This window comes from Nitrospirillum guanabarense (assembly GCF_034653355.1).
Classification (GTDB): Bacteria; Pseudomonadota; Alphaproteobacteria; order Azospirillales; family Azospirillaceae; genus Nitrospirillum.
In genome coordinates, this window is record NZ_JAYEER010000003.1 from 1,095,189 (window position 1) to 1,107,250 (window position 12,062).

Here is a 12,062-nt window from a genome sequence, read left to right on the forward strand (position 1 = left end):
GTCATCCCTCTGCATCCGGAACGTCGGGCAGGCTCCTGACAAGTTCCGGGTAGTTGTGGAAAGGTTCGGTGCTGAGAAGGCGCTCCCGTGCGAGTTCGGGCGACATGGCCTTCCTCAGGATGAAGTTCCTGTACATGGGCAGGAGGACTGAGCGGACTTCGGCGGGTGCTTCGCCCGCAAAACCTGTTCTCGGCGTCTCCTTGCCCTCGGCTGTATCCAGCCACATTCGCTGCACTGGGACAGTCTCCTCGATGACTCTGATCATCGCTTTGATCTGCGGGGCAAGATGGCCGGCCTGGTCCAGCACCTCGCGGACAGCGGGATGGGAATCATCGATGCGGTACCGCACTCCTCCCTTGAAGTGCTCGGCTCGCCATGCCTGGACAACGGGCTTTGCTCCACCGACGCGGACAGGCTGGCCGCGGTGCGCGAAGACCTTCCGCGCGCGTGAGCGGGCATCCTCAGCGAGCCTGGTCAGCGCTGGCCGAAGACCGACAGGCGGTTTCGCGGAGGACTTCCGTATGTCTATCTTCCATGCCGCATCGGCAGAGTTCGGGATGTCCAGTCTGATCCGGGCAAGACGGTGGGCTTCTTCTTTCGTCCATGACCGTCCATGGCCAAGACCAAGCCAGCTACCCGCCACCAGAAGGCGTTCATTCCTGTAGACGTAAAATCCCTGCTGTGCCGTCCAGCCGTGCGGTCCACCGCCGCTCTCCACCTCATCAGGTGTCAGGCGGTCCTTATGTGGCAGGACGTGGCATTGGACCTGGACATCGCCCAATGGAACCACAGGAGAGCTGTATGTGGCGGGATGAGAAGCCATGAAGGGATCCCAAGGGGAGACTGACCTTCCATTGATGGTCAATCGGAGTTTGGGACGCGGCTCGCTCAAATAGCGGTGAAAGACCATGGCCAAGTGCCGCTCAACCATGTCGATGAGATCGAGGAAATCCTGTTCCTTGAAACCGGGCGTGACGATACGATCAAGACATTCCCATAGAACCAGCGTTCCCTTGCCGGCGTCGGCCAGGGGGGCGATCAGTCCCTCGGAGCCATCGGCAGGTCCTTCCAGAAGGTGCCAACCGTCATCTGAAGCCGCGAGCACATCGAGGTCCCAACGCAGACAGTTGATCTCACCCCTGTTCACCGATGCCACCGTGAGCCGACGGCACTGGGAAAAGGACGCAGTCTTCAGGCCCAGGCCGAACCGGCCAAGGTCTCCAGCCTCTCGCTGGTCAAGAGGGCTGCGCTCGCCGAGACGCATTGCAAGGTCAAGAGTGAGGGCGTCCATTCCTTTGCCATCGTCGAGGACGGCGACATGGCTACGTCCGCCAGCCCAGCTGAAAATCAGCGACACGTTGCGGGCGTTTGCAGACAAACTGTTGTCTATGATGTCGGCAAGCGCGGTAGCCGTGGAATAGCCGAGTCCACGTAACGCTTCGATCATGGCGGACGCGCGAGGCGGTGCCGATCGCGATCTCGCTGGAGGCATCGGTATGTGCTCCATCAGCGGCAATCCCGGAATGTCTTGATACGACCGGGATGGCTTAGTCTTCCAAGCGCCTTTGCCTCGATCTGGCGGATGCGTTCCCGGGTGACTCCAAACCGCTGTCCGATCTCTTCGAGCGTGTACTCCCGTTCGTATCCAATGCCGAACCGTAAGCGTATGACCGTGGCCTCACGTGTGGGCAAATGTTCGAGTTGTTGCTTGACCAGCGCTTTGATTTCCGCAGCGGCGAGACTCTCTTCCGGATCTGGTTCCGGCGATGCCATCTCTGCCGCATGATGGCCTATGTCCTCAGTGTCCAGGGAAAGCGGCTCTTCGGCGATCGCCAGAAACCTCAAGACATGCTGTAGTGGAACCTCCGTCAAGGAGGAGAGCTCCTGCGGAAGCGCGTCGCGGCCCGTAAGCGCCAGGACTTGGTTCTGCACCTTCTGCAGCTTGCGCATGGATTCCTGCATGTGAACGGGAATCCTGATGGTGCGCTCCGTATCTGCAACTGCCCGGGTGATTGCCTGCCTGATCCACCAAGTCGCATATGTGGAGAACTTGTTACCACGACGGTGATCGAACCGTTCGACGGCCTTGAGCAGCCCGAGGTTCCCCTCCTGTATCCTGTCAGGCCAAGTCAGGCCTCTGAATTTCCTGGAATCCCACACGACCAGCTTGAGATTGGCGAGAGCGAACCTCTCCTTTGCCTGCCGCGCGTCTTCGAGACCGGCCGTCATTACACGGCGGGCATCACCTCCCGATGGGTCTGTTTCCACGGCATGTTGGAGATGGGAAACGAAAGTGCGCGAAAGGCCTAGGGTGGCTAGCCGCTCTCCGAACTGTTGGGCGAAGCTGCTGCCCTGCCCTTGTAGCAACCGCCGGCAGAGCTCCCGGACCACCTCCAGACGATGCAGCAGCTCCGGTGGCAGTGACGGTTCCGCCTGTGCATCGTCCGTCTCAGCGACGTGGTCGCCATCCTCTTCGGGATGGGCGTCATCCTCCTGGTCAAACTCGAGGAACGTCTCAGGAGCCATCTGCCCTGCGATGACTGCTTCGATTGCCGCAAGAAGGTCGGACACGGCAGCCGGACTCATCGCAACTGCAGTCAATGCAGCCTTTGTGCCGCGCTCGATCTCCGTTGCCAGGAGCGCCTCGCCTTCGCGGGTCAGGCGATCGCTGGGCAGCCTGCTTACATAGTGGGTTAGAGGGTTTGCCTTGTTGGAATTGAGATTCCGCAAGAACGCCAACCCTTCCGCCATGTCGTCGTAAAGGCGGTCGTTGTCCTCCGGACTACCAAGGTTGTCGGGGGCGATAGGATCATCATCTAGGATAATCCCCATGTCTCCGAACATTGTACGAAGATTGGTGACATAATCAGGATCTGGCTGATCGGGATCGTCCGGATCGCGCCGTGCGACCCGGATCAAGTTTTCCTCCCTTATCCGTCCGTTCACGATGGCCGCCATGACGAGTTCCTTGAGGTCTGCCTCCTCATCCTCGTCGAGCGTCTCCCTTCGGTGCACTGAAACCAGGATATCTGGCAGTTCAATGTTGACCTCTTCCCACCCCGCATCCGGGTCGATGGGAGTGTGACGAGAGAGCCGCTGTTGGAGATTATCCGCCCGGCTGGCACAGGTGGGGTCGGCCGGGGGAGGGGGAGAGTCGGTTTCCTCTTCCCACCCCGATAGATCGAACTCCCCTCCGCTGTCCGCTGGAGGGGCGGGGGCCCACCCACAGGTGGCCTCATGCAAGGCTCCGTTCGGAGCTTTCTGCGGAACTTCCGGGTCTGGAGGAATGCACGCTGATCTGGTGCTGCTTTCCGCCAATTCGGACAGGCTGGCGGGGCTGGTGTGTGCAAATGGTTCGATCATCGACCGATCGACAGACGAAGCTGTTGCGGTTGCCGCCGGGAAGGTTGGACTGTTGGGGCTGATCACCTGTTGTCGGATTGGCGTAGGTTCCGGAAGGGACAACGCTGCTCGGATAATCCCGGCGACAACATGATGGCCTTTTGTGGTTGCTGCCCGTAACGCGTCGTTGCCGTCCATGTCGACGTGGGTGAGATTTGCGCCCGCGTCGAGCAGAAGCTGGCAAATTTCGGAATGGCCTCGGGAAGCGGCAAGGATGAGGGGCGTCCGCCCCTTGTCGTCCATGGCGTCGACGGCCCCGCCAAGGCGAAGGTGCAGTTGCACTGATGCCGTGACTCCAGACAGGACCGCCATCCGGAGAATGGGCGTCATTCGCTTCCGCTCGAGGAGAGTCGGCTCATTCATAAGGCAAGCATTCGGCCTTTCCGCGAAGATGGCCAGAGTATCCTCCGCATTGGGTGGAGCGACGTACTGGCCTCTTGGGTGCTTTTTGCCGAGACCAAGCTGTATGACTGTACCTTCTCATGAGAGATACCACCCAATGAGCCCAAGCTGCCGCTCATTCCGCCTCGAGGTCTTACTCGGGACATCAGCCCCCAGGGCGCCCTGACACATCCAATGTTATGCGAACGCCGGATTGTCCAAATCTTATTGCCGCTACCAGAAAGGGTTCCAATCAAAGATACTCGACGAAAACAAGAATATGTTCATTTGTGCGACTACGTCGATGTAGGCTCACTGGCTCTACTCTGGCAAGGAATTTTCTGATTGGCCACCACCTAGGGGGATAGGAATTTTGCTTGGTCTCAGCAAAAACATCTGAACGGTACCGGCTTCGCCGGAGGCTCCAACTGGAGGCGAGTGTCATGAGATCGGTTGCAGACATCACCCCCGGAAAACGACGGAATTCGAAGCTGAACGGCATGTAAATAACGGGCGTCGAACGCGGTTGAGGCTTTCCCAATTCGACAATGTCGATGATATCTCCATTCCACGCCAACTCTCAGTTCGCGGAATCAGGTCGGCAGGTCTTTTCTTGCTGTAGATCTGCTCTAGTATCTGGGCGTCGTGGGTACCGATGTCAGAAGATTTACCTGTTGATCCCACGCATTATTGATAAGTGCCGGAGTGCGCCTGAACTGGTTGAGATTTTTGACCTTCTTCACCTTGAATAGAGGTTCTTACAGTGCGGTCACCAAGGAGATCACAATACATAAACGTGTTTTGAATTGTACAAGCCGGACGGCACCTAGGCTGTGTCGTCCAGTAACTGCAGCAGCTCGTCACTGGTCTTAGGTTTTTCGGGGCGACAGCATCACTCTCCTTCGCGGGTACAGCGAATAAGGCTGCGGCCAAGCCGGTGGCTGCCGCGGACGTCGCCACTTGGTTGAAAGCGCCTGCGGTGCCCTTTCGGGCATCCGCAGGGTGTCTTGGCGTGGTCGTTGGGGGTTCACTGCATTCCGCCGATGGGGACGAGGACCGCGATGGCGGTTTCATCAGCCGCCGGATCCAGTGACGCCAACTGCTGCATCAGGTCACCCGGGCGCATGCACCGCCGCGCCTTCCTGGCGGCCCGCCTCGCCCCCCGTACCCATTGCGTCACATGAGCCCCCGTGGCGCCGGCGGCGGCGGCGATGGCCGCCACTTGGAAGAGGTCGGCACCGGGCAGGTCCGTCCCCAGATGGTGCCTGAAAATGCCGATCAGCGCCGCTGTGTCCGGTACCGGGATGCTGATCACCCGTTCCAGGCGGCCGGGCCGTAGCAGGGCCGGTTCCACCACCTCCGGCATGTTGGTGGCCCCTACGACGATCACTCCCGGCCGGCCGGCCACGCCGTCCAAGTGCTCCAGCAAGGCGTTGACGATCTGGCGCTGATAGGTGCTGTTGTAGCCGTGGGAGTTGGCCGTGCGGCTGGTGAAGCCATCGATCTCATCAATGAACAGGATGCAGGGGCTGGCCTCGGATGCCTCGGCGAAGGTGGCGTTCATGGCCTTCAGCATCTCACCCTGGTGTCCCGCCGCCTGCCAACTGGCGTGGGAGCCGAGGATCAGGGGCACGCCGCAACTGCGCGCCAGGGCCGCCGCGAATGTGGTCTTGCCCGTGCCCGGCGGGCCGGCCAAAACGACGCCGTGTTCAACCGCGTCCCACCCGATCCGGCCCGCGCCGTAGTCGACCAGGTCCTCGGCCAACTGACGCCCCCAGGCCACCGCTTCATCCATTCCCGCCAGCTGATCCAGCGTCGGCCCCGCCGGAGGTCCTTGAACCTCGGGTGCCGGCGGCGCTTCGGTGGCCGCCTGCATTCCCCGCTGAAAACTCGTCCGCGTGGCAAGGGACTTGCGGACCGCGGCCAGCCAATCGTCGGCTGTGATCCCGTCGTACCACCCCAGTGCCAGGTCACCGGGGACCACCTGGCTGGCGAAGGGGTCCGGTAGCAGTTCGTAGGGGAAGTTGGGCCACTGTCCCGTCCGGTCGTCGATGAATTGCATGACCTGCAGGTTCGTCGGCCCCGGCAGCCGGGCCTGCCCGCGCCTCGGCAAGCACCAGAACTCGAGGGGCAGGTCATCGGCTGAGAAAGCCACCCCGACCATGCTTCGTCCCCGATGCCAGGCGTCCGTCACCGCAGCCCCTGCGGTATCCCACGAAAGGGGGCCGGGGCTTTCCGGCACCATCCACGGGTCGTCGGTGTGGTCGGCAGTGTCGTCGGCCGTCCGGTTGTTCAGCAGGTGGCGGAGGGCCGCCCGAACCGGCCGGAGCCAATCAGCACTCGGTACCAGCAGCAGCGCGGCGGTCTGGGCATCGGGGATGACCTGATGGTCACTGCTCTGGGTGCCCCCCAATTGCAGGTCCAAGTCCGTACCCTCGATCGTGTCCAGGATCATCCGACGGGCGAACTCCACGTCGATGGGCAGGACGGGGTGGGCGGGGGCCGCGTCGAGCAAACGCTCCACATCGGCGATGGTGAGGCAGTCAAGATTGTCCATGCTTCAGAACTCCTGTTGCAAGCCGTAGGGATCGAAAGAGGGGTTGTGATCGTGAATGCTGTCGCCATGGCCGCGGGGATTGGCCCACAGGGGCGTCCGGCCGACGGCGAGGTTGGGTGGCGGGTCGTGGATGTGGCCGTAGCACCAGGCATCCGGCTGGTACCGCTCCACCAGCCAGTCCAAGTGACTGGCGTAGGCGCAGGACCACCGATCCTGCTGCGCCCAGGCCGGCAGGCACCGCGCGGACGGGGCGTGGTGAGTGACCACGATGGTGGGGCCGGTGTGCGGGGCGGCCAGCCGGCCTTCCAACCATTCCACCGACTGATGGTGGAGGGTGGCCGTGTCCAGGGGGCGCAGGCGGCGGTAGCCGTCCCCGGCTACCCGGATCTGCCGATAGTCCCGCATGTGCGGGCTGTAGGCGTCGCCGACCAACATCGCTGCATCGGCCCTGACCAGGCGGTCGTCGGCACCGGCGAACAGCCGGACGTCGGTCCAGAGGGTACAACCCAAAAAACGAATGCCTTGAACGACCGCCTCGTCGCGTTCCAGCAAGGTTACGCCCAGGCTGGCCAGCCTGGTCCGTAGCCTATCCATGCCGTCATCGATGCTGGTGCCGAACAAGTCGTGGTTGCCGGCGACGGCCAGGACATGGTCGCAGCCGAACATGGCCCTGGCGTCGGGCCAGGGCAGGCCACGGGCCTTGACGTTCAGATCACCAGCCAGGACGACGATATCGGCCTGCAGGTCGGTGGGTGGTGTCCAGGGGGCGGAATTGAGGTGGAGGTCGGAAAAAGGGCAACACGGACCATGATGGGGCTCCGGAACTGGCCTGGGACAGTGCCCAGGCCAGCGAAGCCCAGGCGCGCTTAAGCCGTGGCTATGGCCACCGGCGGACGTTTGGTTTTGGCGCGCATGGTCATGATGATTGTCCTTTATCCGGCGGTCAGAGTGGGATCGGGATACCGCCCTGAGCCTTGAACTCGGTAGCGGCGAGGCAATAGTTGAAGTCGGCGAGGAGGGCCGGCAGTAGCAGGAGGCCAAACCCCAGGATGGGGATAGTCAGGATGCTGAAAACAACGAAGAACGTGACGAAGAGAATGGACCTCTTGAGGTAGTACAGGTCGCCAGAGGGTGTCCTGATCGCCCGGATTTGTCGGCCACTCAGCCAGTTTCCGTTCCAATAAATGGTCGTATCGCCTTGGGCGTGGACGTTGAGGAAGCTATCCAGCGATTCCGCGATATGAATATTGTTCAGGACGATGTCGCCGATCTTCACCACGGAATACTTGCTGAACTTTCCTGCAACGATGCCATTGCCAAGAAGGCTGAGTCTTCCAGTCACTGATCTCATGATGCACCTACGTCTGTCGGGGCGCACGGCGGCCGAACCGGAAGGGCTTTCAAACCACAAATCCAGGTGGGCCGCCGGCTGGGGCCGGGGGCGGGGAATACGGCAGCCGCCTTGGCGACTGCCTAGCCTTTGGCTTTGACGTAGGGGACGGAACCGAGCATCGGGACCTCGAGCGTCAGGTCGTTCCTGGTGCGGTGGGCGGTGATGCTGTGACCATCGGCTGTGACGATGAACCAGGTGTCGCCATCGTGCTTGTAGCTCACCGGGACGGCAGGAAAGCCGTTGCTGGGGACCATAGCGCCCGCGGTGAACTCGACTGTCTCACCGAAGATGGCCGCCTCCTGCTGCTCTTTCGTGGCCGCCTTGGACATCTCCCATTTCCCCAGCACCGGGTTGTTGTCGCCGCAGGCGGTCAGCAGCAGGCCGACGCTGGCGATCACGGTGAGGCGGGTGGTGGTGCGGAAGAAGACGGCCATGATGGGTAATTCCGCTTGAGGGAAGATGGAGTTTAGGGGTGCTACCGATACGCGAAGCAAAATAGGGCAATTCGTCCTTTTATGCCAGAACGCCCTATCCGCTGTCTATAGGCAGTGGAGTGAAAAATGGGGAACAAGGACCGATTTTCGGAATCCTACCGGCGGATCGTGGAGGGGCTGATCGCGGCCAGGAAATCCAGGAAACTGACGCAAGGGGACGTGGCCGCCCGCATGGGAACGGACCAATCGCAGGTGTCGAAGTTGGAGCGGGGGGAAAGGCGGGTCGACGTCATCGATTACGTCCGCTATTGCCGCGCCGTGGGACTGGCCCCGGGTGCGTTGCTGGACGCGGTGGACAGCGAGGGCGATTAACGCCTCAGGACGACCGAGGTTTTATGCCGGTGGCGACGGGGAGGGCAGTCATGATAGGGCCTGTTCTCTGGGCTCTGTCGGGCTTACAAAACCACATTATCCTATAATGGGATAATCCGCAATTGGGATTATCGAAAAAATCGGCCTCAGCAATCCGCCGGTTTTCATGCCCAAGTCCCTTCGTTCGCCCCAGCAACAACAACTGCAAAACCTGCTCATCGAATTGCGTAAGGCGAAGGGCCTGACGCAGACCGACGTGGCGACACGGCTGCGCCGCCCCCAGTCTTTCGTCGCGAAGTACGAGGGCGGTGAGCGGAGGCTGGACGTTGTGGAATTCATTGAAGTGGCTCAGGCGCTGGATGCGGATGCCTGCTTGGTGCTGGGTGAATTGATCCAGCGATCACCACCAGTCACAACCGAATGAACCGGCTGGGAAACTAGGCAACAAGGCCGCTACGAATACCGACAACGTCTGCTTTGCGTCCCATCTGGTTCGTTCCTGCGCCCGATGCTCCTTTCTAAAAACCTGCTGCCCCGGCGTACCGGCACCTGCCTGACCCAAGGACGGGGATTGGGACTTTGCTGCCATTCCCAAGCGGTGCGTCGAATGACATCTTATTAGGAGATACGGCTTTTGTGCGTCCGGTAGGACAGAACGAGTCCATACTTCTGTCTGGAATCCTTTCTCCAAGGCCTGGCCGATGAAACGGCGCCAGAACCGGTTGCGCTTGCGAGGCTGGTGCCGGATATGAAGCGGGCCATATACGACGGATACCTTGGGGATGATCTATTGGCCCGATGCTATGCGAATGAACGCGTAGATGCTGGCATGATTCCAGTAATCGCAAGTGATTTGTTTAAGCGCCGGCCAGCCAGTTAGCAGGCTGTTGAAAAAGCCTATGGCTGCCCGAGTGTTGGCATGATTCACTGTTAGCCTTGGAACGGAGCCGAGGGCGGCATGCGGGGATCGGACGAACGGTCGGGGGAGTTGTTCTCCTACGTTGATCTTGAGATGCGGGTGCGGGCGGACCATCCACTCCGCCCGATCCGGGAGATGGCGAACACGGCGCTGGCGGTTCTGTCGGGTGACTTCGGCGCGCTTTATTCCGGCATGGGACGGCCGTCGGTCGCGCCGGAGATGCTGCTGCGGGCCATGCTGTTGCAGGCGTTCTACTCGATCCGTTCGGAGCGACAGTTGATGGAGCGGCTGGAATACGATCTGCTGTTCCGCTGGTTCGTGGGCTTGGGCTTGGATGATCCGGCGTGGGATCATTCGACCTTCTCCAAGAACCGGGACCGCCTGCTGGACGGGGAAATTGCGTCGAAGTTCCTGGCTGCGGTGCTGGCCCAGCCCCGGGTGAAGCGGTTGTTATCGAGCGAACACTTCAGTGTCGATGGGACGTTGATTGAGGCTTGGGCCTCGCAGAAGAGCTTCAAGCCGAAGGCGTCCCCGGACGGCCAAGGTGACGACGGAGATGGCGGTACTGGTGGCGGGCGAAACGCTCCTGCGGACTTCCGCGGTGAGAAACGTTCCAACGAAACGCATGAGAGCACGACCGATCCCGATGCCAGGCTCTACCGGGAGGGTGCCGGTATGGAAGCCAGGCTGTGCTTCATCGGGCATGGACTGATGGAGAACCGGTTGGGGCTGATCGTGGACACACGGCTGACCCGCGCATCGGGGACGCGGAACGACTGGCTGCCCTGGTGATGATCGAAGGCTGGGCCAACCGGCCTCGCGCCATCACCTTGGGTGGTGACCGGGCCTATGACGCCGCCGACTTCGTGGAGGAACTGCGGACGCTCAATGTGCGCCCGCATGTTGCCCAGAACACCAGCGGGCGGCGTTCGGCCATCGATGGGCGCACCACCCGCCACCCCGGCTATTCGGCATCCCTGAAGGCGCGCAAGCGCATCGAGGAGGCCTTCGGCTGGATAAAGACGGTGGCTGGCTTGCGCCGAACCAAGCTGCGTGGCCTTGCCAAGGTGGACTGGGCCTTCGCCTTCACGGCCGCAGCCTACGACCTGGTGCGCCTGCCCAAGCTTCTGGCGGTCACCCCATGAGCGGCCCGGCGGATTGCAGGGTCCTCGGCCGCTGGCGGATCGTTGAAGCTGATCTCTGGGATGGCAGCTACCTCAACCTGGCCGGGCCCGCCACGCTGACCATCGGCAACGACGGCCACGGTGAAATGGCCTTCGGCGAAATGCAAGCCAGCCTGGACCTGCAATAGGGCCGATCCATCGTCTTCTTCCGGTGGGGCGGCTTCGACGAGGGCGATGAGGTTACGGGCTCAGGCTCCGCCGAACTCAACGATGACGGGACACTCGAAGTCGAACTCTCATACGACAACGATGACGAGGTCACCCTAAAAGCCCAAAAAATCTGACTTCTTCAACAGCCTGTTAGTCACCGCTATGTCTGGTCGCGTAGCGCAAAGCCCGCATATCTGCCGTCGCCGGATATTTGCAAGTCGAACCATCTGCCCTTTTTTGACGGACGAGGCTCAGGACCGTGCCAAAAAAGATTTCCGGAGCCGCGTGCGCACACCTCAGCAACATAGCTTTTTTCATCCGCGTACATTTCTGGCCGGATAAGGAGTGATACCTTCACCTTTTTTGAATCCAGAGTGAATAGTTCGTTAGAATCGGCAAAAAAATATCCATTTACTTTTCCTGGCGTAAAATTATATTCTCCATAAATGATACGATTTTCCCAGTCACTACTCTCGATTGGGTCACGCATTAAACTAATGTGTACGAACGCATCGTTATAATTCGTCCATACGTTGTTAATTCGGAGCGTTGTGGTCTTGCGTACCTCCGGCGCGAGTGTCTCCCACGCCGTTACGACTTGCTCCAGAGTCCCTGGGATTTCTGCAGCACGAGCCTCTGCCAAAATCAATGCCACTTCAGCCGGATTCGGTATCCCGTTCCACTTCCGCTTGGGCAGTTGTTCGATCAACCCGAGAACAGACGGAATGAGTGGTTCCTCAGTCTCAGGATTCTTCGGCGGAGGAACGCCCGTTCCGTCGCCATTCCGCGGCTCATTGTAATGCTCGCACAACGATTTATGCCCGTGTGGCTGCGCGGAATAGAAATGAACCCCTGGTCCTTTCGCTGGACTGCTTTTCTTCGGATGAACCTCCACGTAGCAGTCTTTGAAAGTACACAGATAATGATGCTCTATTCCTGCCCGACGCTTGTCTCGCGCCAATTCGGCTGGTTCGATAAGGCCCGTTTCGTAGCAAAGAGCTTTGACAAGCACCGTTTTTCTCCTAATCCATCGCCTCTGGCATGGGGTTAATCGGTGAATACAGTGTTAGTGTTTCCGTCGCACAGAGCTGGTTCAATCGAGATTTCCCATATGGATGGCCATCCGCCCCCGATTTTCGCCAGAATAGCCTGATCCTTGTCCAACCGAAAGGCGGAGTGGCGCGGCGACAGCTTTCGCCGCAGCAAAATCGCCAATCCGACGGCCATGACCGGGCCTCAGTGGAACAATTCTAGGCTGCTTTGCAACAGG

General features: G+C 60.5%; 10 protein-coding genes and 1 pseudogene. 4 read left to right on the plus strand and 7 right to left on the minus strand.

The features are described 5' to 3' along the window. Position 1: 1 nt before the first annotated feature. The 6 genes from UAA55_RS14240 to UAA55_RS14265 form a co-directional block, all read right to left on the minus strand. Positions 2–1,447 (minus strand): ATP-binding protein, encoded by a 1,446-nt coding sequence (locus UAA55_RS14240; RefSeq protein WP_322953521.1) that lies wholly within the window; start codon positions 1,445–1,447, stop codon positions 2–4. Between the two features lie 59 nt (positions 1,448–1,506). After that, positions 1,507–3,732 carry a sigma-70 family RNA polymerase sigma factor gene (locus tag UAA55_RS14245; protein ID WP_322953522.1) on the minus strand — a complete coding sequence of 742 codons (2,226 nt, stop codon included), beginning with the start codon at positions 3,730–3,732 and terminating at the stop codon, positions 1,507–1,509. Between the two features lie 1,078 nt (positions 3,733–4,810). Beyond that, entirely contained in the window at positions 4,811–6,340 is a 1,530-nt protein-coding gene (locus UAA55_RS14250; RefSeq protein ID WP_322953523.1) for an AAA family ATPase, read from the minus strand. Between the two features lie 3 nt (positions 6,341–6,343). After that, complete coding sequence (locus UAA55_RS14255) at positions 6,344–7,381, minus strand: metallophosphoesterase (protein ID WP_322953524.1); 1,038 nt, start codon at positions 7,379–7,381, stop codon at positions 6,344–6,346. Next, entirely contained in the window at positions 7,284–7,691 is a 408-nt protein-coding gene (locus UAA55_RS14260) for a hypothetical protein (RefSeq protein WP_145733600.1), read from the minus strand. Before UAA55_RS14260 ends, UAA55_RS14255 begins: the two co-directional genes overlap by 98 nt. A 122-nt stretch (positions 7,692–7,813) precedes the next feature. Next, complete coding sequence (locus UAA55_RS14265) at positions 7,814–8,167, minus strand: hypothetical protein (protein ID WP_322953526.1); 354 nt, start codon at positions 8,165–8,167, stop codon at positions 7,814–7,816. A 126-nt stretch (positions 8,168–8,293) separates the two neighbouring features. Here UAA55_RS14265 and UAA55_RS14270 point away from each other — a divergent pair, with 126 nt between their 5' ends. From UAA55_RS14270 to UAA55_RS14285, 4 genes and pseudogenes are all read left to right on the plus strand, one after another. After that, entirely contained in the window at positions 8,294–8,539 is a 246-nt protein-coding gene (locus tag UAA55_RS14270; protein ID WP_322953527.1) for a helix-turn-helix domain-containing protein, read from the plus strand. 166 nt (positions 8,540–8,705) lie between these two features. Further along, positions 8,706–8,963, plus strand: a complete 258-nt coding sequence (locus tag UAA55_RS14275; protein WP_322953528.1) for a helix-turn-helix domain-containing protein — start codon at positions 8,706–8,708, stop codon at positions 8,961–8,963. 534 nt (positions 8,964–9,497) lie between these two features. Then, positions 9,498–10,603, plus strand: a pseudogene (locus UAA55_RS14280) (IS5 family transposase). Continuing rightward, positions 10,600–10,770, plus strand: a complete 171-nt coding sequence (locus UAA55_RS14285; RefSeq protein WP_322953530.1) for a hypothetical protein — start codon at positions 10,600–10,602, stop codon at positions 10,768–10,770. The pseudogene UAA55_RS14280 and the gene UAA55_RS14285 overlap by 4 nt, the downstream one beginning before the upstream one ends. Before the next feature lie 182 nt (positions 10,771–10,952). On the opposite strand, the gene UAA55_RS14290 is transcribed toward UAA55_RS14285, so the two are convergent. After that, the gene (locus tag UAA55_RS14290; RefSeq protein WP_322953531.1) at positions 10,953–11,804 is read right to left on the minus strand and encodes a hypothetical protein; all 852 of its coding nucleotides are present in this window, start codon (positions 11,802–11,804) and stop codon (positions 10,953–10,955) included. Between the last annotated feature and the right edge of the window lie 258 nt (positions 11,805–12,062).

Excerpts from the sequence above, each read along its gene's own strand:
- UAA55_RS14275 (WP_322953528.1), top strand. The coding sequence starts at position 8,706 with ATGCCCAAGTCCCTTCGTTCGCCCCAGCAACAACAACTGCAAAACCTG.
- UAA55_RS14270 (WP_322953527.1), top strand. The coding sequence starts at position 8,294 with ATGGGGAACAAGGACCGATTTTCGGAATCCTACCGGCGGATCGTGGAG.
- UAA55_RS14240 (WP_322953521.1), bottom strand. The coding sequence starts at position 1,447 with ATGATCGAAGCGTTACGTGGACTCGGCTATTCCACGGCTACCGCGCTT.
- UAA55_RS14285 (WP_322953530.1), top strand. The coding sequence starts at position 10,600 with ATGAGCGGCCCGGCGGATTGCAGGGTCCTCGGCCGCTGGCGGATCGTT.
- UAA55_RS14265 (WP_322953526.1), bottom strand. The coding sequence starts at position 8,167 with ATGGCCGTCTTCTTCCGCACCACCACCCGCCTCACCGTGATCGCCAGC.
- UAA55_RS14245 (WP_322953522.1), bottom strand. The coding sequence starts at position 3,732 with ATGACGCCCATTCTCCGGATGGCGGTCCTGTCTGGAGTCACGGCATCA.
- UAA55_RS14250 (WP_322953523.1), bottom strand. The coding sequence starts at position 6,340 with ATGGACAATCTTGACTGCCTCACCATCGCCGATGTGGAGCGTTTGCTC.
- UAA55_RS14260 (WP_145733600.1), bottom strand. The coding sequence starts at position 7,691 with ATGAGATCAGTGACTGGAAGACTCAGCCTTCTTGGCAATGGCATCGTT.